General features: G+C 64.6%; 19 protein-coding genes and 1 pseudogene. 9 read left to right on the top strand and 11 right to left on the bottom strand.

The window, feature by feature from the left end; translation table 11 throughout:
• Positions 1-6 precede the first annotated feature (6 nt).
• The 7 genes from G9373_RS18325 to G9373_RS18295 form a co-directional block, all read right to left on the bottom strand.
• The gene (locus G9373_RS18325; RefSeq protein ID WP_167116082.1) at positions 7-936 is read right to left on the bottom strand and encodes an acyl-CoA dehydrogenase family protein; all 930 of its coding nucleotides are present in this window, start codon (positions 934-936) and stop codon (positions 7-9) included.
• The gene (locus G9373_RS18320) at positions 933-2,087 is read right to left on the bottom strand and encodes an acyl-CoA dehydrogenase family protein (protein WP_167116079.1); all 1,155 of its coding nucleotides are present in this window, start codon (positions 2,085-2,087) and stop codon (positions 933-935) included. The genes G9373_RS18325 and G9373_RS18320 overlap by 4 nt, the downstream gene beginning before the upstream one ends.
• Positions 2,084-2,458 (bottom strand): carboxymuconolactone decarboxylase family protein, encoded by a 375-nt coding sequence (locus G9373_RS18315; protein WP_164062216.1) that lies wholly within the window; start codon positions 2,456-2,458, stop codon positions 2,084-2,086. The genes G9373_RS18320 and G9373_RS18315 overlap by 4 nt, the downstream gene beginning before the upstream one ends.
• A gap of 2 nt (positions 2,459-2,460) precedes the next feature.
• Complete coding sequence (locus G9373_RS18310; protein ID WP_133985541.1) at positions 2,461-3,768, bottom strand: acyl-CoA dehydrogenase family protein; 1,308 nt, start codon at positions 3,766-3,768, stop codon at positions 2,461-2,463.
• Positions 3,769-4,035: 267 nt separating this feature from the next.
• Positions 4,036-4,875 carry an extracellular solute-binding protein gene (locus tag G9373_RS18305; RefSeq protein WP_167116076.1) on the bottom strand — a complete coding sequence of 280 codons (840 nt, stop codon included), beginning with the start codon at positions 4,873-4,875 and terminating at the stop codon, positions 4,036-4,038.
• A gap of 254 nt (positions 4,876-5,129) precedes the next feature.
• Positions 5,130-6,872 (bottom strand): iron ABC transporter permease, encoded by a 1,743-nt coding sequence (locus G9373_RS18300; RefSeq protein WP_133985545.1) that lies wholly within the window; start codon positions 6,870-6,872, stop codon positions 5,130-5,132.
• The gene (locus G9373_RS18295) at positions 6,869-7,963 is read right to left on the bottom strand and encodes an ABC transporter ATP-binding protein (RefSeq protein ID WP_167116073.1); all 1,095 of its coding nucleotides are present in this window, start codon (positions 7,961-7,963) and stop codon (positions 6,869-6,871) included. Before G9373_RS18295 ends, G9373_RS18300 begins: the two co-directional genes overlap by 4 nt.
• Before the next feature lie 813 nt (positions 7,964-8,776).
• Between G9373_RS18295 and G9373_RS18290 the strand changes: the two genes are divergently transcribed.
• The 4 genes from G9373_RS18290 to leuD all read left to right on the top strand — a co-directional run bounded on the left by G9373_RS18290 (position 8,777) and on the right by leuD (position 14,608).
• Complete coding sequence (locus tag G9373_RS18290; RefSeq protein ID WP_120660242.1) at positions 8,777-9,535, top strand: FCD domain-containing protein; 759 nt, start codon at positions 8,777-8,779, stop codon at positions 9,533-9,535.
• A 1,597-nt stretch (positions 9,536-11,132) separates the two neighbouring features.
• Positions 11,133-12,482, top strand: coding sequence for a 2-hydroxycarboxylate transporter family protein (locus G9373_RS18285; protein ID WP_259465661.1), 1,350 nt, complete (start codon positions 11,133-11,135; stop codon positions 12,480-12,482).
• Between the two features lie 97 nt (positions 12,483-12,579).
• Positions 12,580-13,980, top strand: a complete 1,401-nt coding sequence (gene leuC / locus G9373_RS18280) for a 3-isopropylmalate dehydratase large subunit (protein WP_120660241.1) — start codon at positions 12,580-12,582, stop codon at positions 13,978-13,980.
• A 31-nt stretch (positions 13,981-14,011) separates the two neighbouring features.
• Positions 14,012-14,608, top strand: a complete 597-nt coding sequence (leuD, locus tag G9373_RS18275; protein ID WP_167116070.1) for a 3-isopropylmalate dehydratase small subunit — start codon at positions 14,012-14,014, stop codon at positions 14,606-14,608.
• A gap of 43 nt (positions 14,609-14,651) precedes the next feature.
• On the opposite strand, the gene G9373_RS18270 is transcribed toward leuD, so the two are convergent.
• Entirely contained in the window at positions 14,652-15,137 is a 486-nt protein-coding gene (locus G9373_RS18270) for an Lrp/AsnC family transcriptional regulator (RefSeq protein WP_120660239.1), read from the bottom strand.
• A 139-nt stretch (positions 15,138-15,276) separates the two neighbouring features.
• Here G9373_RS18270 and G9373_RS18265 point away from each other — a divergent pair, with 139 nt between their 5' ends.
• Entirely contained in the window at positions 15,277-16,023 is a 747-nt protein-coding gene (locus tag G9373_RS18265; RefSeq protein ID WP_167116067.1) for an RraA family protein, read from the top strand.
• Between the two features lie 126 nt (positions 16,024-16,149).
• Positions 16,150-16,434, top strand: a pseudogene (locus G9373_RS46505) (DUF1016 N-terminal domain-containing protein); the annotation flags it as partial.
• 111 nt (positions 16,435-16,545) lie between these two features.
• Here G9373_RS46505 and G9373_RS18255 read toward each other — a convergent pair.
• Positions 16,546-16,689, bottom strand: coding sequence for a hypothetical protein (locus G9373_RS18255; RefSeq protein ID WP_167116064.1), 144 nt, complete (start codon positions 16,687-16,689; stop codon positions 16,546-16,548).
• A 495-nt stretch (positions 16,690-17,184) separates the two neighbouring features.
• Between G9373_RS18255 and G9373_RS18250 the strand changes: the two genes are divergently transcribed.
• Positions 17,185-18,648: a glyceraldehyde-3-phosphate dehydrogenase gene (locus G9373_RS18250; RefSeq protein WP_167116061.1), complete on the top strand. Its 1,464-nt coding sequence runs from the start codon at positions 17,185-17,187 to the stop codon at positions 18,646-18,648.
• Between the two features lie 349 nt (positions 18,649-18,997).
• Here the strand turns inward: G9373_RS18250 and G9373_RS18245 are convergent, their stop codons facing one another.
• A complete protein-coding gene (locus G9373_RS18245; RefSeq protein ID WP_167116058.1) occupies positions 18,998-19,465 on the bottom strand; it encodes an SRPBCC family protein in 468 nt (155 codons plus the stop codon).
• Between the two features lie 289 nt (positions 19,466-19,754).
• Positions 19,755-21,230 (bottom strand): aldehyde dehydrogenase (NADP(+)), encoded by a 1,476-nt coding sequence (locus G9373_RS18240; RefSeq protein WP_167116055.1) that lies wholly within the window; start codon positions 21,228-21,230, stop codon positions 19,755-19,757.
• A gap of 161 nt (positions 21,231-21,391) precedes the next feature.
• On the opposite strand from G9373_RS18240, the gene G9373_RS18235 reads away from it, so the two are divergent.
• A complete protein-coding gene (locus G9373_RS18235; protein ID WP_167116052.1) occupies positions 21,392-22,528 on the top strand; it encodes a CaiB/BaiF CoA-transferase family protein in 1,137 nt (378 codons plus the stop codon).
• Between the two features lie 49 nt (positions 22,529-22,577).
• Complete coding sequence (locus G9373_RS18230; RefSeq protein ID WP_167116049.1) at positions 22,578-23,696, top strand: acyl-CoA dehydrogenase family protein; 1,119 nt, start codon at positions 22,578-22,580, stop codon at positions 23,694-23,696.
• Positions 23,697-23,698: the final 2 nt, after the last annotated feature.

The raw sequence follows: 23,698 nt of genomic DNA, 5'->3' as shown, positions 1-23,698 counted from the left end.
GCGTGGTCACAGTGCGGCCAGGCGGGGGGCATCCGAGCGGCCGACCAGGATGTCGCCGATCTCCTCGATGAGCCGGTCAGAGTCGCCGAAGAGTGCCTCAACGACGGTGATCCGACGCACCAGCTCGTGCAGGCCGAACTCCCAGGTGAACCCCATGGCCCCGCAGAACTGTTGGGCTGCATCGACCGCTTCGCGGGCAGCTCGCCCCGCCCAAGCCTTTGCCGCCAGCGCTGCGAGCAGGTCATCCGAGCCGGGAGTGGATTCGAGGACGGCCTTCGCGGCCGCCAGGGCCGTGTTCGCGTCGACCAGCCGATGCTGGACCACCTGGAAGGTGCCGATCGCTTTGCCGAACTGCTTGCGTTCGGTGACGTGCTCGACTGCCCGGGTCAGGGCACGTTCGGCGAGTCCGATTAGCTCGTAGGCGACAGCGCGCAGGGCACGCACCTCGGCGTCGTCCCACCGCAACCCGTCCACTGGGGTGCAGGATCCCAACGCCACAGTGCCGATCACGGTGTGCAGGCCCAGGTCCGGATCGAGCCCGTTCGCCGGCGTGGTGATCACGCCGTCGGACGGTACGAGCACCGCCCCCTCCGGGGTATACACCAGGTATGGACCGGCCGTGTGTGGGTTGATCGCGAGGCCGTCGACCACGAGGTCGCCCTGCCGCTGTCCGGGCGCGGCGTGGGTACCCAGCAAGGGCAGCACGGCCGTCCAGGAGGGGTCGAACGCGGAACCACTGACGATCAGCGAGAGCAGGGTCGAGGTTGCGCCCACGCGTCCCTGAAGTGTCATCAGCGCCCCGGTGAGCTCGTCGTCGGAGTGCAATTCCTTCTCGAGACCCGCACCCACCAACTCGTCCACGAGCGCGTAGCTGTCGCCCTGCTCGAACAGGCGGTAGGCGGTGCCTGTGATCAGCTCGAGTTCGTCTGGATTCATGACCCTCCCTTGGGCAGGCACAGCACGTGCTGCGCAACGATGTCGCGTTGCACGTCGACGGCGCCACCGAAGATCGAGGTCGCGCGGCTGTAGAACCACTCGTCACGCAACGTCGTCGATTCGAGGTCATCGCTGACGACAAACTCCTCGAACTGTGCCTTTCGGGCCGCTTCGAACGTCGCGCGTTCCGCGGACGACAACAGCATCTTGTCCACGGACACCACCGGGCCCGGATTCCGTCCCTCGGCAAGCGCAGTCACGGTCGTGACGCTGCGGGCACGAAGCGCCGCCAACAGGACGAAGGCCTCCCCGACGGCCCGCGAGAGCCGGGTGTCGCCCGGGCGTACGCGGCCCGCGACCGCGGAGAGTCGGTGGTGCAGGATCGATTGGCGCAACCACGCATACATTCCACGCTCGTACTGCAGCAGGAACATAGCAACGCCCCAACCGCCGTCCTGCGGACCCACCAGGTACTCGGCGGGGACTTCGACGTCTTCGAAGAACACTTCCGCGAACTCTTCGCGGCCGTTCGCCGCGACGATGGGCCGCACCGTGACGCCCGCCGATGCCAGGTTCACCCAGAGCATCGTCAGGCCGCGGTGGCGACTCTCGGTGGTACCCGTCCGGGCGAGCACTAACGCGTAGTCCGCACTGGGGCCGAGGGTCATCCAGATCTTCTGCCCGTTGAGCAGGAAGCCGTCGTCGGTGGCGCGGGCGGAGGTGCGTACCGAGGCGAGGTCGCTGCCGGCCTCGGGTTCGGAGAATCCTTGTCCCCAGACCTCGTCGCCGCGCAGATAGGCCGGGAGGTGATCGGCCGCGAGCTCGGGCGCGTAGTGCGCCAGGACCGGCGCGACCGTCTCGATGATGACGAAGACCTCGGGTATTTCGATTCCGGCGGCGCCCAGCCCGTCGTAGAGTGCTGCCCGGTGTAGCTCGGAACCACCCAGGCCGCCGACTTCCTCGGGCCAACCCCACCGCGACCAACCGGCCTCGTACAGCAGGGTCATCAGTTCGCGATTGTGCTCAATTTCTGCGCGTACCCCACCCGCCACCGTACGACGAAAATTGTCCAAGGTGTCGCTGTTCTCTCCGATCCATTCTGCGAGATCAGCCGTGTGCTCGGCGATGGTCCGAGTTACTGTCGACGTCATTTCTGTGCCCGTTCGTGTACCTTGACCGCCGTCTGTAGTTCCTGCAGCGCACCGATCGCGCCGGGGAAGCCGATGTAGACGACGAGCATCCGCAGCGCGGATTGGAGCTTGTCAGCGGGGATCCCGTTCTGCAGCGCCCCGTGCAGGTAGTTGCGCAGTTGGTTGGTACGTCCCGTCGCGGCCAACGCGGTGATCGCGACGAGCATGCACTCCTCGAACGACATCTCGTCGCCGTCCCAGACGTCACCGAAGATGAACTCGTCGGACCACTGGCCGAGTTTGCCGTCGAGTTCGACGAGGGCCTGCTGCAGCTGCGGGGCCTTACGTCCTTGTGCGCGTTCACGCAGCGCGCGACCGGTTTCGGTGATCATCGTCATTTACCGTGCTTCACGAGAGTGGACGCGTACTTCGTGCGCGCCTGTTCGGTCAGGGTGGGAATGTGCTGGGACGGGAAGACTCCGTCGGTCGGCTTGTACTGCGTCAGGAGTTGCTTCGCGACGCCCAGGGTGTGGATCTCACTCGGGCCGTCGGCGAGACCCACGTGGAGGCCGTTGACGAGCATGCTGACAAATGGCATCTCTTCCGACAGGCCCAATGAGCCGTGGATCTGCAGTGCCTTGGTTGCTACTTCGGACAACACCTTCGAGGCGACGACCTTCACAGCCGAGATATCCATCCGGACCTTGTTGTAGTCGTTGTAGCGGTCGATCTTCCACGCGGTCTGGAGCACGAGCAGGCGGAACTGTTCGATTTCCATCCACGCTTCGGCGATCATCTGTTGCACGAGCTGTTTCTGCGCGAGCTGCTCGCCCTGCGTGGTGCGCGAGAGTGCCCGCTCGCACATCATGTCCAGGGCCAACTTCATGTGGCCGACGCTGCGCATCGCGTGATGGACGCGGCCGCCACCGAGTCGGGTCTGCGCAACACCGAAGCCCTGGCCACGGTCTCCGAGGAGAGCGTCCTTGGGAATCCGGACGTTGTTGTATCGGATGTAGCTGTGATCGCCGCCGCCGTCGCCCTCGACCCAGCCGGCCACCTGGACGTGGCGGATGAATTCGACACCGGGAGTGTGCACCGGTACGACGAACATCGACATCCGCTTTGAAATGTGCGCCTCCGGCTCGGTCACCGCCAGCACAAGGAGGACTTCCGCCCAGCGCGCGTTCGAGGAGAACCACTTCTCGCCGTTGATCACCCACGAGTCGCCGTCCTCGACGGCAGTGGTGGTGAATACCTTCGGGTCGGATCCCCCCTGAGGTTCGGTCATCGAGAAGGCCGAGAACGTCGAGCCGTCGATCAGGGGCCTGAGGTAGCGATCTTTCTGCTCTGGAGTGCCGTAATGCGCCAGGATCTCGGCGTTGCCCGTGTCGGGGGCGGCGGTACCGAAGACGATCGGGCCCACGGTCGGTCCCGGTCCGCTACGACCGAGAATCTCGTTGAGGAGGGCGAGCTTGAGCTGGCCATATCCCGGGCCGCCGAGTTCGGGACCCAGGTGGCACGCCCACAGACCCTGCCGGCGCACTTCTTCCTGGAGCGGAGGAATCAACTCCTGGCGCACGGGATCGCTCAGGTCGAGCGGGTGCTTGATGACGTACTGCAGCGGCTCGACCTCGTTCGTCATGAATTGGTCGGCCCAGTCGAGCTTTTCCTGGAATTCTGGGTCAGTTTCGAAATCCCACATGCGTTTCAAGACTCCTCGGAATAGGAGAGGCGCGGATTCTCATGAAAGTCGTTATCCCGCAAGAGCCGACCGAGCGGCTCGAAGGATGCGCGAGCAAACGCTGTAACAACAGAATAATGCGAATAGTTCGAATAATCAAGTCAGGAAGTGATCCAGATCTCGATTTGGCCAGTGCGCCTCGAAACACGACGGCCACCGCCCACCCTTCCCGCCTTCAGCGGTGGGTCGGTCAAGCGGTGGCCTTATCGCATACACCCGATAGTCGCACTACAGGCCGATCAGGCCCAGCAGACGTTTTTTCTCGGCAATCGCGGCCGCCGTATCGGCCCGCGTGTACCCCTCGGGCATCGGAATCGAGTCAGGGATATCGGGCAGCGGTGACGCCGCATATCCCCTGTTCAGCACCTCCTGCCCCGCACGCGTAAGCAGATAGTTCACGAACAGCTTGGCCGCGTTGGGGTGCGGACCGTCGGCCGATGCCCCGACGTACCCCTCGATACCCACTGTTGGTTCCGGGTAGACGGTCTCGATCGGCGCGCCCTCGTTCTGCAGAGCCAACGAACCCGACACGGCGGCCGGCGCCATCAGCACGGATTCATGGGCCGCAACCTGTTGCGCTGCCGGAACAGCGCTGTCGAGCTTCTTGGGCGACTGCGCCGCAATCGATTCCAGGAACTCGGGGCCGTACTGCTCCTCGAGCATCCGAAGCCAAGCCAGATAGTACGGATTGTTCGTCGGGTCGACCATCGCGAACCGGGTCGACGCGCGCTTGTCGAGCAGCGAATCCCATGACGTCACCTCGGCCGGATCGAACTCGTCGGTATTGACGGTGATCCCGATCGGCTGTGTATTGACCATGACGTAATGATCATCGGGAATGAATTGCTGTGGCCAGTTCGCCAGCGCCGGAACCTCCGATTCGTTGAGGTCGGCGAACCAGCCCTTGTCCTTCGAATCCTCGAAGAATGCCGTCTCCGGGATGTGCATGACGTCGGCGAGTACCTGGCCTGCTTCCCGCTCGGCGCTGTAGCGCTGGATGAGGGTGTTACCGGGGAACCGGACAACCTCGACCTTGATGCCATATGCCTTCTCGAAGCCGACCAGCACGTCGCTGATGCCGAACTCGGGAATAGGTGTGTACCACACCACTTTTCCTTCCTTCTGAGCGGCCTCCACAATGCTGGACGCGGGTAGGTCGGCATCGAGAGTCGGTATAGCGCCGCGTGTTTCCGGCTCGCCACCACTGCACGCCGCCAGCGCCAGTGCGCTCACAGCGCCTATTGCGCACGTTTTCAGGGACAAACGCATGAGGACTTCCTTTTTCGAGGGGATGTCGAGGGTGATCGGAGAAGGAACGACGACTACAGGACCAGCCGAAGTTTGTCTCGCAGCCACATGACGGTCAGAACCACGATGCTGGCAACGACGGTCATCAGCACACCCAGCGCGGCCAACCGCGGATAGGTTCCGCTGGTCCACAGGTCGAGAATGACGAACCCGACCACCGGCGTGTGGGTTCCGGCAAGCATCGACGACGCCGTGATGTCGCCGGTGATCAGCACGAACAACAACGACCACCCTGCAATGAGACCCGGGGCCATCAAAGGCAGGAGAACGCGCCGGAACGTGGTCCACGCCGCCGCGCCCGAAGTCGCGGACGCCTCCGTCAACTGCCGACCCACCTGGTGGTATGCCGCCGACGAGTAGAAGGTGGCCTGCGGGATGTACAGCACGACGTAGGCGAGCATCAAAATCGCGTACGTGCCGACCAGGTAGAACGGCGCACCCGCAAACGCCACCACGAACGCCACCGCGATGATGATGTGGGTGAGTGTGGCGGGGATCTTGACGATGCCGTCGAGCGTTTGCGTCACCTTCGAGCGGCGCGATTCGACTACCATCGTAATCAGCGCGCCGGCAACGATCGCCGCCGTTGCTCCGATCGCCGCCAGCACAACGCTGTTTTGCAAACCGCCCCAGACAAGTTCGTTGTCGAACAACGATTCATAGTTGGATAACGTGAGGGACGAGAACGAGAAGTTCGCCGTCCAGTAACTCTGCAGGGACACAGCAATGAGCCCGAGCAGTGGCAGCACCGCGGTCAGCGCCATGAAGCCCAGCATCGCTATGCGGACGGGCCACCGCCAGCGTCCGAGCTGCAGCGCCGCTGACCGTGCTCCCCGACCGGAAATCGTCGCGTGGCCGCCAGAGCGCACCAACCGTCGTTGGAGCATCCAGCACAGAATGACTACCGCTACCACGACGATGCTCAGGCCGAGCGCACCCGCCTTATTGCTCGGATACTCGTGGGCCACCATGTGGACGATCTCGACCGGAAGGACGTCGATCCCCGCGGGAGTGCCGATCACGAGAGGAATCGAGAACAGCGCGAAACCCATCGTCGCGATCAGCAGCACACTGGCGGCGAGGGACGGCCGCAGGCTTGGCAGGGTCACCCGACGGAAGGTGGTGAACGCGCTGGCACCGGACGAGCGGGACGCCTCCTCGAGAGCCGGGTCGAGCGACTGCAGTCCGCTACTGATGGTCAGATAGGCGTACGGCGTCAAGAACAGGAAGTACGCAAAGATCAGTCCGGGCCACGAGTGAATGTTCAACGGGCCCTCGGTCATCTCGATGCCTACTGTGCCCAGCACATTCCGGATCAGCACATTCAGCAGACCCGCATTGCTCGACGCCAGGAACACCCACCCCACCGCGGCGGCGATAGACGGAATGAACATCGGGATCAAAGGCAGTGACCTCGCGGCGAACCCGAGACGAGCATCCGTCCGCTCGTTGGCCCAGGCGAACAACGCGCCCGCCGCGAGAGCACCGATGCCGGCAATCCCGACCGCGAGCACGGTGTTGACTGTCATCGTCAGCGTGGACCGCTGCCAGAACGTGGCCCACATCTGGCCCAATTGGGCGGCATCCGTGCCTATCCCCAGCATTCCCAGTGCGGTGCGAACCAGCGGGTACAGGATCAGGAAGACGACGATCGCCATCACGATCCAGCACACACCCCGGAAGGTGAGCAGCGGCTTCTTGCGCGGCGTCGATTCCAGCTCGGGTTCGGGGGTGCGGTCGAGAAGCGTTGTGCTCATTTGACGAACACCCGCGCCTTCGATTGATCGAAGCCGACCCGGACCTTGGCTCCCACTTCAGCCCACGGCAGGTCGTCGGCCCACACGTGCACCGAGACACCGTCAACTTCGACGACGTAATCACTGTAGTGCCCGAGGAGTGTTGCGGACGTGATCTCACCGGCCAGCCCATTGGTCGCCGACGGCGAGTCCGGGGCGAGCCACCAGTCGTGCGCACGGACGGACACGATGACGTCATCGTCGAGGTTGCCCACCTCGGTAGGGATGTTGCCGATCGCGGTGGACGCAACCCGTCGCCCCATCGCTTCGTCGTGGTTCTCGACCTCGATGGTCCCGGAAATCAAATTGCTGGTACCGATGAACTCCGCGACGTGTCGTGTGGTCGGGCTGTAGTAGATGTCCCGGGCGTCGCCGACCTGGACGATCTTGCCGTGATCGAGGACGACGATCTTGTCGGCGAGGTCCATCGCTTCCGCCTGATCGTGGGTCACGTAAACTGCCGTGAAGCCGAATTCCTTTTGCATGGATTTCAATTCGGCACGAAGTTGTTCTCGCACCTTCGCGTCGATGTTGGACAACGGCTCGTCGAACAAGACCACCTTGTTTCCCGCCACCACAGCCCTTGCGAGTGCGACCCGCTGCTGCTGCCCACCCGACAGTTCGCCGATCTTCCGGTCACGAAGATGACCGATCTGCATCGCCTCCATGACGGTTACCACGCGGGTTTCCACGTAGGAGCGGTCCGGCCGGCGGGAGCGTGGGCCGACGGTCAACGGGTACGCGATGTTCTGGAACACCGTCATGTGCGGCCACAACGCGTAACTTTGGAAGACCATGCCAACAGGTCGTTCCTGCGCCTCGAGCAGAACGCCGCCATCCTGGACGGCGACCGCGGAATCGATCCTGACGGTCCCCTTGACAGGCTTTTCGAGCCCGGCCAGGCACCGCAGCAGCGTCGTCTTGCCGCAACCGCTGGGACCCAACAACACCCAAAACTCGCCGGACGGAATCCGGAGGTCGACCCCTGCCAGGGCCGTGAAGGTGCCTCCCTTGCTGTCCAGGTAATCCATCTGCAGTCCGGTTACCTCCACCGTCCCACCACTAGGTGTACCGAGTCCGGTTTCGGACGATCTCGAACGCGTGCTGAGAACACTCATCTGGCTCCTCCATGGATGCAATAGAATTCGCGAATCATTTGGCGGCGAGACCCGAGTGAGATCAAAGAAGCAAAGTCCCCCGCATGCCCGCAAATGCACACATTCCAGGGCAAATAAGGGTTCGCGCCGGAGTACCCACGTGCAGCTGGCGAGGAGGCGCTGGCCGACTCCGCATCGCCGATCACACGCCCGAGCATCCGAGCACCTCACTCACACTCGAGGCTCGCATGGACAGAGTCGGCGTCCGCATCAATGCCGACTCGGGTGCGGCGTAGCGCGAAGTCCCCGGTTCATACATTGCGTGCCTTCCTCGGACGGAACAGAAGTGCAATCCGTCAGCCAGCCGCGGGCCTGTTCTAACGTCGACTGCCTGCTGAGCTGCTGTGAACTGACTCACACTTTCGAGGAGAATAGTTCGAATAGTTCGATTGGTCAATGCCCGTCGCAGCGGCCCGGCCCCGGGCGTACCGTCACCAGATGCGTGTGATGTCGGCAGATGTGATGCCGGGAGAGGAGTAGTCGATGCCCCCCACCGCCCTACGGCAGCCGCCGGAAGCCCTTCACGTCGCCGACCGGCAACAATCTCGTTGCCCCGCGTTCTCGATTGCAGCCTCGAACAGCAGCTGTCTCGTACGGTGTGACAGTGACGCAACCCCGAATTGTTGAGACGGGGGCCAGTTCGAAAGTATTGTTCGTATTATTCGCATAGCAGGCTTAGAATCCATATGTGAAGAGCGTGGGGGTGCAATGAACGGCACGAGGCCAGGAACACGTAGGCGCGGCGAACTGCGCTCCGAGAAACTCTCGGAGCTGATAGCGCGGCAGGTCCTGCACGACATCGCCGACAAACAACTCGCCCCTGGAACCCAGCTGCCGGCCGAGACCGCCATGTGCGAGCGATTCAACGTCGGCAAAGCCTCCGTCCGCGAAGCAATGCGCATCCTGGAGATCAACGGTCTCATCTCCATCCGCACCGGCAGCGGCGGCGGACCCATCGTCGGATCCACCAACGGACGCGGCTACGGAAGCATGTCCACCCTGCACTTCCAGTCCATAGGCGCCACATTGAGAGACCTCATCAATGCCCGCGCCGCACTCGAACCGACCCTGGCCGCGCAAGCTGCGGCTCGGCCAGGCCCCGAAGCCGGCAAGGCTCTACGTGCCTCACTGGAGAGCTCGCTGCAGATCACGCGAACCGATCCGGACAAGTTTGCGAGCATGAATTCGGACTTCCACGCCGTCCTCTACTCGGTGAGCGGAAATCCCATACTGGCCTTGATCGCTCGCGCGCTCAGAGATATCTGGTCTGTTCGCGTCGAATCCGTCATGCTGCCGGAAGACGAACGACACGAAGTCGAGAACTCCCACAAACGCATCACCGAAGCGGTCGAACAGCACGACGCACCAGAAGCCGAAAGGCTGGTGCGAGAGCATGTCGAGTTCTACAGGGACTTCTGCGAGGACAATTACCCGCACATCCTCAGTGACATTGTCGAGTGGTGGTGACCGCAGCGTCAGCGGTCGGCGTGTGACGTCGGCGCGCAGTCGTGACCGAGGAAGTGACACAGTTCGGGAATCACGACGACCGCCTCCGCGTTCGCCACCGGCCAGGCGGCCGGCATCGCCGCCGCCCAACAAGCCCTCACCGGCAACACCAGCACCACAACCGTGCGAGCAGAACTCCAACGCCAAGGAGCCCGACTACCCGAACCCGTCCCCGCCTGAATACTCCACGACCACCTACGCGGCGGGCACAGACCGACAGGTCCGTGCCCGCCACCTCGACGCGGGCACCACAGCTGAGCCATGTCGGTTCCTTGCCCGGTGGCAGCGCGGGATTGACGGCCGTCTGGATCCTCTCACCGAAGCCGGCGCGGTATGGATCCGCGGCCAGGACCAGACGGTGGTCACCCGCGCCAAACTTGACACCATCGCCGTCGCGCTGACGTTCTCCGAGGGCGGGGAGTACATCTCCCGCCCGGGTCCACGACCGCGAGATCGGACAGGACCAGGCGTGTCCGCTGCTGTGCGGTGGTCGTGCCGAGGGCGTTGGTCTCCTCGAGGGCGTGGGGGTCGGGGACGTAGGTGAACCGCTCGGCATGTTGTGGGCGCCAGGCTGGTGTCGGTGTTGTCGATCTGAGCCAGTGCGGCCGCCGGGTCGTGCATCACGGCTCCGCCTTCGTCGCGACTCCGCTTCTCCATTGTCTTGCAACGCGACGTAGTTATGTTTCAGCCGAAGAGGGAACCGCCCACGTGTCGACTGCGCGTCCCGGACGTGGTTGCCAAGCGCGTGGCACACGGGCGAGCTCTTCCCCGCTATGCACCCAACCCGTATGCGGCAGGTCCCGACGGTGCATGATTCGCCGACGCCGATGAACACATCCGTCCTTACAAAACGCCTCCGACCAGGAAATGACGACACGTCCCTTCCGACGACAGTGCCCCGCAACGGCATCGATGCGGGGCACGCGCCCCACCGGAAGCAAGGGGAAGATTTGTCGCCTAGCCAACTGACAGACCGGACTGATCCGGATCCGTCCGGGGCCGTTGAATCCGCAGGCCTTGCCCGGCGACCATCACCGTCGCACGCACCTCACCAGGACACCATTGCGGTCACCGAACTTGCCGTAGGCCACCGTCTCCTTGCTCTGCGAGTCCATATTCACGAGCGGACACGGACCACCGATGGAGCCCTCCAGGGGCGTGCGCAACGGCGTTGCGCACCCGCTTCGCCCTGGGCGCTCGCGTCATATTCCTGGTGACGGTGTCGACCCGCCTCGACATCGGGGCCGCGTTCTGGACTCAGTCGCCGGCCCGCTCGTGTCCCGGCCCATGGAGCGGAACGACTTCCACCCTGACCCGACCGCGGCGCCCCACTTCACCGGGCACCTTGCCCTCACCCATGGCCGACCTAGTCGAAAGTCGGACCAATTGTCCAGTCTGGTCACACCTGGTTGAGATGCATTGAGCCATTGGTATGAAAAAACCGAGGGCATTGGTAATTGAGGCGTAAGAAACGCTACCGTTCGTGACCAGTGACCTGAGTCACTCCCCAAACTTCCGTGATCGGCACAGCCCCGCCGGCACGGCGCAGGAGGCGAACGTGAAAATCAAGGATGCTGTGCCCGGCACGGAGGCGACGGAGTCGACCCGAAATGGGTCGTCCCGCGCCCAGATCTTGTCCATGCCCTGGCCGTGGTACCTCGTACTCGTCGCGGTCGGCCTGGGTGCCGTCTACACCGGCACGCTCCCGGAGAACATCTTCGGCGGCCTGGCCATCGCGATGATCATCGGCTGCGGCCTGTTCTGGATCGGGGACCGCACCCCGGCGTTGTCCGCGATCGGCGGCGGGCCGCTGTTGTGTGTGTTCGTGCCGGCCCTGGCGGTGTACTTCGGAGTGGTTCCGGACAGCTTCTCGGACATCGTCAAGAACTGGTTCACCGGGTACGGATTCGTCGAGATCCTGGTGGCGTCGATCATCGCCGGCAGCATCCTCGGGATGGACCGCCGGTTCCTGATCAAGGCAGGCGGTCGCTTCTGCGCGGTCATCGTGGTGGCGTTCGCGGTGGTGGTCACCATCATCGGGACGATCGCCGCGGCAACCGGTTTCGGCTTCAAGACCGCAATCCTCGACGTCACGATCCCGATCATGGCCGGCGGCATCTCCGGGGGTGCGATCCCGCTGTCGCAGATGTACGCCGACACCATCGGCGGTGACGCCCAGCAGTACATGTCCAGCATCGTGCCGCCGATCATCTGCGCGAACCTGCTGTGCATCCTGCTGGCATCGGTGTACGCCAACCTGACCCGGCGGCGCACCAAACTGTTCGTCGGCTTCAACGGCCACGGTGAGATGCTGCGGATCAAGGCCACCCCGGAGCAGGTCGCCGCGCTGACCGACAAGCGTCCGCTGACGATCAGCGGCCTCGGCACCGGCCTGCTGATGACCGGCGCGATTTACCTCGTCGGCGCGATGCTGCAGGCCGCGGTTCCGCCGGTGCACCTCTACGCCTGGGTCATCCTGCTCACCGCGGCGATCAAGCTGTCGGGTGTGCTGCCGCAGGAGGTCGAGGAGTCGACGACCGAGTGGTACCAATTCGTGGTCAAGCTGTGGGTGCCGGCAGCGTTGGTCGGCATCGGGGTATCCCTGATCGACATCGAGCAGATCGCCGAACTCGCCTCCCGACCCGCGTATCTCGCATTCACCATCGCGACGGTGCTGATCACCGCGTTGACCGCCGGGTTCGTGGGGTGGTTGCTGAAGTTGTACTTCGTGGAGTCCTCGATCACGGCCGGCCTGTGCATGACCGACCTCGGCGGGTCCGGCGACATCGCCACCCTCGGCACCACCCGGCGGATGCACCTGTTGCCGTTCGCGCAGATCACCTCGCGGCTCGGCGGCGGACTGGTGCTGCTGTCGGCCTCGGGATTCCTGGCCTACTTTTACGGCTGATTTTCCAGCGCGTTCCCGCGGGCGACAACAATTTCGGGAACGCAGCGGTCGCCCAACGATTCGGCGCGATCGCATTCGATGAGGAGAAAGAAAACACATGGGTAAGACGCTGGCCGAGAAGGTGTGGGACACACACATAGTCCATCGAGCGGAGGGTGAACCCGACCTGCTCTACATCGACATGCACCTGCTCCACGAGGTGAACACCCCACAGGCGTTCGACGGTCTCCGGGCGAGCGGTCGCACGGTGCGGCGCCCGGACCTGACGCTGGGCACCGAGGACCACAACACCCCGACCGTCGCCGTGGACAAGGAGATCGTCGACCCCGCGGCCCGCGAACAGGTGTCGCTGATGCGCAAGAACTGCGCCGAGTTCGGGATCGAGTTGTTCCGCCTCGGCGACGAGCATCAGGGCATCGTGCACGTCATCGGCCCCGAACTCGGCCTGTCCCATCCGGGTTCGACGATCGTGTGCTGCGATTCGCACACCGCCACCCAGGGTGCGTTCGGGGCCTTGGCGTTCGGGATAGGCACCAGCCAGGTCGAGCACGTGCTGGCGACGCAGACCCTGCCGATGGGTCGACTGAAGAACATGGCCGTGACCGTGAACGGATCGCTGCCCGAAGGAGTGACGGCCAAGGATCTGATCCTGGCGATCATCGCTCGCGTCGGCACGGCCGGCGGGCAGGGCCACATCATCGAATACCGGGGTCAGGCCATCGAGGAGCTGTCGATGGAGGGCCGGATGACGGTGTGCAACATGTCCGTCGAGGCCGGATCGAGGGCAGGGATGATTGCCCCGGACGAGAAGACCTTCGAATATCTGCACGGTCGTCCGGGCGTCCCGACCGGGGACGCGTGGGATGCCGAGGTGGCCCACTGGCGCACCCTGTTCAGCGACGACGACGCCGTCTTCGACAAGGAAGTCGTCATCGACGCCTCCACCCTGAGCCCGCACGTGTCCTGGGGCACCACCCCCGCGCAGGCCGCCCCACTCGGTGACCCGGTCCCGCATCCCGACCAATTCCCCGACCCGGTGGAGCGGGCCGCCGTGCAGCGCGCCCAGACCTACATGGACATCACCCCCGGACGGCCGGTCCGCGGGCTTCCGGTCGATGTCGTGTTCATCGGATCGTGCACCAACAGCCGCATCGAGGACCTGCGGGAAGTCGCACGCGTTCTCGACGGAAGGAAGGTCGCGCCCGGCGTCGAGTTGATGATCGTGCCCGGGTCGATGAAAGTGCGCCAGCAAGCGATCGACGAAGGCCTGAACGAGGTGTTCGAGGCCGCCGGGGCGGGACTGCGATTCGCGGGGTGCTCGATGTGCGCGGCGCTGAACGAGGACCGCCTCACACCCGGTCAACGGGCCGCGTCGACGAACAACCGCAACTTCGAGGGCCGCCAGGGCAAGGGCTCTCGCACCCACATCGTCTCCCCCGCCGTGGCGGCCGCGACCGCGGTGGCCGGGCACTTGGCCGCACCCGCCGACCTGAACTGACTCCCCCACCGTTTCCGAATCGAGGACCATCGTGCAACCGTTCACCGTGCACACCGGAATCGCCGCACCACTGCGGCGCACCGACGTCGACACCGACCAGATCATCCCCGTCCGCTTCCTCACCCACAGCTCCCGAACCGGGTTCTCCGACAAACTCTTCCACGACTGGCGCGAAGAACCCGACTTCGTCCTCAACGACCCCGCCTACGCCGGATCGACCATCCTGATCGCCGGCCGGGACTTCGGCACCGGATCCTCCCGCGAGTACGCGGTATGGGCGTTGCAGAACTACGGATTCCGGGCCGTGATCGCACCCCGGTTCGGGGACATCTTCCGCGGCAACGCCCTCACCAACGGACTACTCACCGTGGCGTTACCGACCGAGATCATCGAACAACTCTGGGCGGTGCTCGAGGCCGACCCCGGTAGCGAGGTCACCATCGACCTCGTCGAACGGCGGGTCCGTGCGGGACAGATCATCGCCGCGTTCCAACTCGACGACAACACCCGCTGGCGGCTGCTCGAGGGACTCGACCACATCGACCTGACCCTCACCCACGCCGCCACCATCAGCGACTTCGAGCATCAGCGGCGCCCCGCACTGCCGGCGACCACCCTGCTTCGCTGATCACAGCGATTCGTTGACCACAGTGTTGGACGGGCCGAGACCCTCAGGGCGTCTCGGTCCGCTTCTTTTCCAGCAACGGCACGATCCGCGGGGCGATACGGCGGCTGAGCACCAGTTCCGACTGGGTACGCAACACCCCTTCGGTGGCGATCATCTCCTGCAGCACCCGCTCGAAGTCCTCGTGATCCTTGGCCACCACCCGGCACAGCAGATCGCCCCTTCCGGCAACGGAATTGACCTCGAGCACCTCGGGGATGGTGGCCAGATGCTGGCAGGTGGCGTCCATCATCGACTGCGCGATGTCTAGATGCACGAACGCCAGAATCGTGTACCCGAGCGCGGTCGGCTGCATCTGCGGGCGGTAGCTGGTGATCACCCCGTCGCGGGAGAACTTGTCGAGCCGCGACTGCACAGTGCCGCGCGCGACGTTGAGGCGGCGGGCGTACTCACGCACCCCGGCCTTCGGCTCCTCCACGATCAGCTTCAACAGATCGAGATCCAACTTGTCCAAGGGAGTGGTCAACTGCATCGCCCCATTGTGCCCGCTACAACGCTCAGGCAGAACCGGACCGGACCGATTGCTCAGAATTTGATTCCAGTCCACTACCACTAGCTCACCAGGGGCAGGTTCCTACACCGACCCCCTATTTTGACGAATGGAGAACTCGATGTCCCAGCAAGCCTCTCCGGTCTCGCCGGTCACGGCCGCCCAGCGCGACCGTGCCGCGCTGGTGACGTCCCTGTCACAGGTTTCCGATGTCTCCTGCGCGGTCGCCGACGCCCTCGACCAGTTGGGTGTCGGTGCCGCGATCGGTGCCGGCCTCCTCACACCGCTGCGCGGAGGACACCGGATCTGCGGACCCGCGGTGACGTTGCGGTACCGGCGGCTGACCGGGGAGGTCGCCGACAACAGGGCGGACGGACTCGGTGCCCGGCTCGGCGACCGGGACCTCTACAGCAGCGCCCGCCCCGGTGATGTGGCGGTGTTCGACTGCCCCGCCCCCGCCGATACCGCTGTGGTGGGTGCGCTGTCGGCGCAGTGGGCGCTGCTGGCCGGGCTCGCCGGGTGCGTTGTCGGTGGCGCGGTGCGTGATTCGGTATCCATCGGCGACAGCGGCCTGCCCGTCTGGTCGATGGCCCGGGCTCCGCAGGCCGCCCGGTTCCGCTACGCCACTGAATCGATCGGCGAACCGGTCCGGCTGGCCGGGCGCCTGGTACACCCAGGCGACATCATCGTCGCCGATGACGACGGCGTCGCCGTCATCCCGGCCGACCGCTTGTTCGACGTGGTGAAGATCTGCGTGGAAGCCGACCGGATCGAGCACGAACTGCTCGCCCAGTTGCGGTCGAGCGACTCGATCGCCGACCTGATGGGCAAGCTGCGACAACGACCGGTCAGCGTGTTCGACCGCTGACCCTTGATCTGGTGGCCGACGGGCACCAGGCATATCAATCTCGGTCCGCGACACGGCAGCGGTCGGCCGCGTGACTCATCGGCCGTAGACGCCATGAATGACACCACATAACGGAGGCAGAGCGAGGAAGGGTGGGGCACCCGGGTCATCGCCCGGCTCGCCTACGACCTCCGCACCGAGTTCCCCGGCACGGGAGGACTGTCCCAACGCAACCTCGTCTACATGCGCACCCTCGCCACCGAATACCCCGACCCCATTGCGCAGCACCCTGCTGCGCAATTGCCGTCGGGACAAACTGTGGGCGCTTCCACCAACCCGTGGTGCCGCCCGCGGCACCGAAACAGGCTTCCTGGCCGCATGAACACACAGCCCGCTGCGGACAATAAGCGGGCCGGAGGCTCGAAACCATAATTTCTCGCCAGCAAGGGTCACGCGATGCCGCGCTACTGCACCGTCGATCGCCGGGGTACCCCGCACCAGGGACAGACCCTCGGGCTCACCCGATTCGACGATGTCGCCCCCTCACACCTGCAACAGCACCTCGACGTGTTGTTTGCCGATGGTGTTGCAGACCACGGTGAAAACAACTTCGTCAACGCAGACGTCCGTTTTCAGGTCACCGATCACTCCATCGAGTTGATGTGGGAAGATGTGCGCCGCGCGCACTTCCCGACCGCACCCTCCCGGTTCCAATCCGTCTTCGCCGTCGACACCCTCAAACAGGCCACGCCTTCCGCACCGCCTTCGACCCGACCGGAACCGCGAAAATCTGGCAGGTCGAGACCGCTCACACCGGATTCCGAGCAAACGTGGAGCTGCTCCGCACGCACGGCACCGCCCTGGTGACCTCGTATCACGCCCACTGCCTTTGGTCGCAGCGCAGCCCGGAGCACGAGGTACCGGTGACGTGGGAGATCCTGCTCCCCCCATCGGTCCACGTCCTCGAGCCGGCCGAGCCCCCGGTCGCCGTCCCCTCGAACCGGAATACTCGTAGCCGAAGCAACCGCCTGGTGCCTGCTGGCTGTCGCCGCGAGGAGGCGCTTACATATGCTTGGTGGTGCGCACGCCGTTCTCCGCAACATGGGTGAATGACGTGCGTCTCATCCCGCCCGGCGTCCGACCCACGAGCACGCCAATGAGCCAGAAAGCCAGAGGAACGCAGTGAGCACAGCGGAACTGACGCAGTGGAACTCCGAGGAAGCTCTCGCGGAAGCGATGATCCCGATTATCGGCGGTCTGCACCGCAGGCATTCGGTGACCATTCTGCTGCACAGTCGCTCGCTGGTGAACAAATCGGTCATCAAGATCCTGCGGACCCATCGCTTCGCCCGACAGATCCGTGGCGACGAGCTCTCCGTCGAGGAGACGTTCCCCTTTCTCGAGGCGCTGACCGGACTCGATCTGCGGCCGTCGAAGATCGACCTCGGCCTGTTGGTGACCGCCTACCACGCCCACGGTGGCGGAGCGCCGATCCCCGAGTTCGTTGCGGAGAGCCTCGCCGACCTGGTCGGTGGTGCCCAGACGAGCCCCGCGCAGCCCCAGGATGTCGTCCTCTACGGATTCGGGCGTATCGGTCGACTCGTCGCGCGGCTGCTCATCGAGAAGGCCGGTTCGGGTAACGGCCTGAACCTGCGTGCCGTGGTCGTCAGGAAGGGCGGCAAGGACGACCTGGTCAAGCGTGCGTCACTGCTGCGCCGCGACTCCGTCCACGGTCAGTTCAACGGCACGATCAAGGTCGACGACGAGAACAACGCGCTCATCGCCAACGGCAACGTCATCAAGTTCATTCACAGCAACGACCCGACGAGTGTCGATTACACCGAGTACGGCATCGACAATGCGATCCTGATCGACAACACCGGCATCTGGCGTGACCGCCACGGGCTGTCGCAGCACCTCCGCCCTGGTGTGGCGAAGGTGGTGTTGACCGCGCCCGGCAAGGGTGACGTCCCCAACATCGTGCACGGCGTCAATCACCGCGACGTCGATCCGAACGAACGCATCGTGTCGTGCGCGTCCTGCACCACGAACGCCATCGTCCCGCCGCTGAAGACCATGGACGACGAGTTCGGCGTCGTGCGGGGCCACGTCGAGACTGTGCACTCGTTCACCAACGACCAGAACCTGCTGGACAACTACCACAAGGCCGACCGGCGCGGCCGATCGGCGCCGTTCAACCTCGTCCTCACCGAGACGGGTGCGGCCTCCGCGATTGCGAAGGCCCTTCCCGACCTGAAGGCCAAGATCACCGGCAATTCGATCCGCGTGCCAACGCCGGACGTGTCCGTCGCGATCCTCAACCTTCAGCTCAGTCGCGAGGCCACCAAAGATGAAGTATTGGAGCACCTTCGCCAGGAATCACTCACCGGATCGTTGAGCCGGAACCTCGACTACACCGCGGCAACCGACGCCGTGTCGAGTGACTTCATCGGCTCGCGTGCGGCATGCATCGTCGACGCGAACGCCGCGATCGTCGACGGCGACACCGCCATCCTGTACGTCTGGTACGACAACGAGTTCGGCTACTCCTGCCAGGTGGTTCGCACCGTCCAGTACCTCTCGGGCGTGGAGTACCCCATCTACCCGGCGGTCGACGCGGCCGCTGCCGCTGAAGCGATCGCCTAAAGGCGTGAGCGCGCTCGGCAGCTTCAGAAGCACAGGCGCTCGCCCGGTAAGCGTGGACGGAAATCAGCTCGGATCCCACGGCGATCGTTGAGACGGTTGAGCTCATCGAGAACCTGATCAACGGCAGTGGTCGGGATACGGAAATCGTCGCCCTCCGACCCAGGGGGTCACGTACGGAGGCCAGCATGGCGAGTTCACGCTCGAGGTCGGCTGCGCTTCGGTCACTCACTGCCTCATCCTGCCCGTCGCGGGTGGTGATCAGGGTGGTGTCGAGACGAGCGCCGCGGTGCTCGCGGTGACGAGGACCGCGTCCTCGACACAACGCCGGGTCCCGGGTCGCAGCCGACCGTCAGAGGGTCCCTTCGACGTACGACGCCAGGTTCGCCAGCGAGGAGGCGATCCCGGCCTCGTGTACCGCTTGGTCGATGCCGGCTGGCACGTCGGTAGCGGTGACGGTCACCTCGGTCCCGTCCTCGGCGGCCGCGAGGTGCCAGGTCATCGTCATGGTGCCCGCGTACAACGGGTCGTCAGATTCGAATACCGCCCGCTGCACCACGCGCTCCGGTGGCACCAGGTCGGCGAATCCGACATCGACGACATCCGTCGCATCCGATGTCTTTCCGGGGCTGCCGGCGGGGTTCAGGTAGGTCAGGACCATCCGGAACCCGCCACCAGGCCGGGGATCCCACCGCTCGACCCGCCCGCGCATGCCCTCCGGCGGCAACCAGGCCTCGAGGGACTCCCGGTCGAGGAGGGCGCCGTAGACAGTCGCCGGTGGTGCCGCGATCACCCTGCTGGCGCGGTCGGTCCTGTCCATCGCCCGATTGTAGAGCCGAGGAGATTCATGGGTGGGCCCACAATCTCAACGGTGTCACCTATCGAGGGACGGGTGATGCCCCGCCCCTCACCGCGAGGGTGCTCACCTGTTCTCGACCGGCCGCGCACCGTTCCTGCGCCCGGTTTGAGGGTCGTGTACCGCCGCTGCATCCTCGCGTTCCGCAAGGGGCTTCCTCGCCGTGGCCGGGCCGTCAGATAGCAGCGGTGAACCGGCAGTGCTCTCTTTTGGGGCAGCTTGGTACACCCAGAAAATGCACGGGCCGTGGGCCCTACGACAGATGGCCGTTCACCCGGCGTGGGATACCCCACGGGTTCGCGTCGACGAGTGCGGGAGGGAGATGCGCTTCGTGCACCGATTGGTATGCGACCGGCCGCAGGAACCTCCGAATCGCGGTAGCTCCGACTGACGGGTGAACGGAGTTGGTGGCCGGGTACGGACCACCGTGGTGCTGGGCCCAACTGACGGCGACACCGGTGGGCCATCCGTTCCAGATGACGCGCCCCGCGTAGCGCGCAAGTGCGTCGAGCAGTGCTGCGGCATCGTGGTCATCGTCGGTGCCGTGGACGGTCGCCGTCAGCGTGCCCGGCAGGACAGCCATCGTCGCGTAAAGTTCCGCGACCGATGTGTAAGTCACGATCAATCCGAATGGACCGAAGCACTCTTTGATCAGGGCCTGTGAGTTTCGATGCAACGCCCGAGCGTCGGTCACGCCGATCACCGGGCGGACCGACAGATCGTCCAGATCGCTCTGCTCGGGCGATGACACCGGCCGGACGTCCGGGTGCTCGAGGATCTCCCGGGACACATCGAGGAACGATTGGCGAATTCCTCTGTGCAGCAGACGGAAAGAATCGTCCGCGACCGCGGTTCGGACGAGCCACTCGATCGAACTCTGGTCGGGGACGAACAGAATCCCCGGTTTGGTACAGAACTGACCGGCGCCGAGGAGTAATGATTCGAGGAATTGGCCCGCAATCTTTCCCGACCGTTCCGCAGCCGCAGCAGGTGTCACGAACACCGGGTTGATACTGCCGAGCTCGCCGTAAAACGGGATAGGGTACGGCCGACCGGCTGCCAGATCTGCAAGAGCCCGGCCACCCGATGTCGAACCGGTGAATCCGACGGCCGTGATGCGCGGATCCTGAACGAGCAGACGTCCGACGTCCGCGCCCTGCACTACCCCGAACGTGCCGTCCGGGGCGCCGCCCGCACGAAGTCCCTCGTCGATCGCCCGCGCGTAGGCGTCGGTCAATCGCGGCTGAGCGGGATGCGCTTTCGCGACGACGGGACAGCCGGCGGCCAATGCGGACGCGGTATCCCCGCCCCCGAGCCCGAACGCAAACGGAAAGTTACTCGCACCGAACACCGCGGCGGGTCCGGTGGGTACAAGCATCCGCCGCAGATCGGGGCGCGGAGCGGGATGCGCGTCCGGATCGGCTGTGTCGATGATGGCCTCCAGCCAGGAGCCCTCTTCGACGACATCGGCGAACATTCGAAGCTGCATCGTGGTCCGCGAGACTTCGCCGCGAAGGCGCGCCTCGGGGAGCGAACTGTCGGCGGCCGCTAGCGGCACCAATTCCGCGCCGTTTGCGTCGAGTGTGTCGGCCATCGACCGCAGAATCTGTGCCCGCCGGCTCGGGTCCGTTCGGGCGAGTGACGTCGCGGCGGTCTCCGCGGCCGAGAGAATCCGCTCGTAATCCTCTGTGGTGGTGTCTGGAAGGGTCTCTATCGCAGTGGTTTCCATTGCTATTCCTGTCGAGTTCGGAGCGTCCGTGCTGAGGATGTGGGCCTCAGTGTGCGGGAGAACGGGTGTGACGCCATACCTCCACATGGAGATGGTGTGAGTGCAGTCACGACGCCAGGATTGGCATCACACGAGGTACCGAATGACTTTGGAGGACGACGATGACCGCAACGACGGGCCCACTTGCGGGGGTTCGGGTACTGGACATGACACGTCTGGCACCCGGACCGTACGCGAGCATGCTGCTCGCGGATCTCGGTGCAGACGTGATCGCGATCGGTGGTGGTCGTTCCGGGCTTCCGGTGCCGGCCCTGTCTCGAGGCAAGGAATTTATATCGCTGGATCTCAAGACCGAGGACGGCCGCCAGGCCCTGCGAACGCTCGTCTCGGAAGCTGACGTTTTCATGGAGGGATTCCGGCCCGGTGTTGCGGACAGGTTGGGCGCCGGCTACGCGGAACTGTCGGCCCTCAATCCGGGACTCGTCTACTGCAGCGTAACGGGCTACGGCCAGGGCGGACCGATGGCGCAACGCGCCGGTCACGACATCAACTACCTCGCGATCGGAGGCGCCCTCGGGGTCTTCGGCCCATCGGATCAGCCGCCGGTCCCGCCTTTGAACCTGGTCGCCGACTTCGCGGGGGGTGGGTTGCTGTCGGCTTTCGGCATTCTGGGCGCGTTGTACGACAGGACTCGAACAGGTAAGGGCCGGTATATCGATTCCGCCATGGTCGACGGCGTCCTGTCGATGATGGGAATGAACTTCGTCGATTGGCAGACGCCGACGCTGCCCGGCCGTGGACGTGGCGTACTGGTCGGGTCGATGCCGTTCTATCGGTGCTATCGCTGTTCCGACGGTCGATACGTCGCGGTGGGTGCCCTGGAGGTGGCATTTTTCGAGCGGTTGTGGACCACCCTCGACCTCGGAGCCGTACCGAATCATTTCGACGAGTCCACCTGGGACCTCATCGAGAAGTCGCTGACCGCCGAGTTCGAGAAGAAGACGATGGTGGAGTGGACCGCGGTGTTCGCCGACGTGGATGCGTGCGTAACACCGGTGCTCGAACCGCACGAGCTGTCCACGTTCGACCAGATCGTGGCCAGGGATCCGGGATTCGCACTGGATTCGGTCCCGGTGGTCCCCGTGTTCTCCGGCGGACCGAAACGGCGCATCACCGACACCCGCATCAAGACCGAAGAAGTCCTGCGCCGCGCCGGACTTCCCGAAGATGTCGCCGGCCGTGCCGCCGCGGACGGCGTCCCACCCTCCGTGACGGGTCTGAGCTGGCCACCGCTGTGACCGTCGACTCCCGAATCATCACACTCCCCGCAGACACCAGGAGCATTTCATGAGTATCGAACACCGCGAGTTCCGCGCGAGCGTCCGCAAACTCGCGCAGACCAAGATCGCACCGCATGCCGCCGACGTGGATGACAAGGAGCGATTCCCGTCGGAATCGTGGGCGGCCCTGTGCAGCAACGACCTGCCCGGCCTTGCACATCCCGAGAGCCTCGGTGGGAGCGGAGCCGATCTCCTCTCCCAGGTCATCGCAGTGGAGGAAGTCGCAGCATCCTGCGCAAGCTCGGCGCTGGTGATGCTGGTCAACTGGGCGGGCACGTCCACAGTGCTGAGTCAGGGCTCCGACGAGTTGAAGCAACTGGTGGTACCAGGTGTCGCGTCGGGCTCCGCCGGCGCTGCGTGGTGCATGACCGAGCCGCGCGTGGGTTCGGACCTGTCGGCCATCGCGACAACCGCAATACAGGATGGTTCCGACTGGATTCTGAATGGGCAGAAGCGATTTATCAGTAATGCGCCGTGGGCCGACTGGTACGCGGTCCTGGCGAAGACCGGCGACAAATCGCTCGGTGTCTTCATCGTGCACAAGGACGATGACGGCGTCAGCTTCGGTGCGCCCGAGAAGAAGATGGGAATGCGCGGCAGTCCGACGGCCGATGTCGTCCTCGACGGATGTCGGCTCCCCGCTGTTCGTGTCGTCAATGATCCCTATAGGGGGTTCCAGTACATCTCCGCGGAACTGAACGTCAGCCGCGCACTCATCGCGGCGCAGGCCCTCGGAATTGCGCAGGGCGCTTTCGATGCCGCCGTCTCGTACACGATGAACCGCGACCAGTTCGGCCAGCCCATTTCGCGCTTCCAGCTTCTGCGGGGCATGGTCGCCGATATGGCCGTCAAGATCGAGTCGGCTCGTTCGCTGCTTTACGACGCGGTCCATCTCATTCAGGACGGGGATCCGGCGGCGCGTGCGAAGGTGGCCATGGCGAAGCTGCTGTGCAGCGACAATGCCATGTCGGTGACCACCGATGCGCTACAACTGCACGGCGGTTACGGCTATGTGCGTGACTATCCGGTGGAGCGGATGATGCGCGACGCCAAGATCACTCAGATCTATGAGGGCACCAATCAGATTCAGCGACTTCTCATCGCCAAGTTGGTTTACGGAAAGTAGGG

This window comes from Rhodococcus sp. A14, from assembly GCF_011603105.1.
GTDB classification, from domain to species: domain Bacteria; phylum Actinomycetota; class Actinomycetes; order Mycobacteriales; family Mycobacteriaceae; genus Rhodococcus_F; species Rhodococcus_F opacus.
This window is presented reverse-complemented; position numbering and strand designations above follow the sequence as displayed.

Excerpts from the sequence above, each read along its gene's own strand:
- G9373_RS18290 (WP_120660242.1), top strand. The coding sequence starts at position 8,777 with ATGAACGGCACGAGGCCAGGAACACGTAGGCGCGGCGAACTGCGCTCC.
- G9373_RS18325 (WP_167116082.1), bottom strand. The coding sequence starts at position 936 with ATGAATCCAGACGAACTCGAGCTGATCACAGGCACCGCCTACCGCCTG.
- G9373_RS18300 (WP_133985545.1), bottom strand. The coding sequence starts at position 6,872 with ATGAGCACAACGCTTCTCGACCGCACCCCCGAACCCGAGCTGGAATCG.
- G9373_RS18235 (WP_167116052.1), top strand. The coding sequence starts at position 21,392 with ATGACCGCAACGACGGGCCCACTTGCGGGGGTTCGGGTACTGGACATG.
- G9373_RS18310 (WP_133985541.1), bottom strand. The coding sequence starts at position 3,768 with ATGTGGGATTTCGAAACTGACCCAGAATTCCAGGAAAAGCTCGACTGG.
- G9373_RS18315 (WP_164062216.1), bottom strand. The coding sequence starts at position 2,458 with ATGATCACCGAAACCGGTCGCGCGCTGCGTGAACGCGCACAAGGACGT.
- G9373_RS18265 (WP_167116067.1), top strand. The coding sequence starts at position 15,277 with ATGTCCCAGCAAGCCTCTCCGGTCTCGCCGGTCACGGCCGCCCAGCGC.
- G9373_RS18320 (WP_167116079.1), bottom strand. The coding sequence starts at position 2,087 with ATGACGTCGACAGTAACTCGGACCATCGCCGAGCACACGGCTGATCTC.
- G9373_RS18245 (WP_167116058.1), bottom strand. The coding sequence starts at position 19,465 with ATGGACAGGACCGACCGCGCCAGCAGGGTGATCGCGGCACCACCGGCG.
- G9373_RS18270 (WP_120660239.1), bottom strand. The coding sequence starts at position 15,137 with ATGCAGTTGACCACTCCCTTGGACAAGTTGGATCTCGATCTGTTGAAG.
- leuC (WP_120660241.1), top strand. The coding sequence starts at position 12,580 with ATGGGTAAGACGCTGGCCGAGAAGGTGTGGGACACACACATAGTCCAT.
- G9373_RS18240 (WP_167116055.1), bottom strand. The coding sequence starts at position 21,230 with ATGGAAACCACTGCGATAGAGACCCTTCCAGACACCACCACAGAGGAT.
- G9373_RS18230 (WP_167116049.1), top strand. The coding sequence starts at position 22,578 with ATGAGTATCGAACACCGCGAGTTCCGCGCGAGCGTCCGCAAACTCGCG.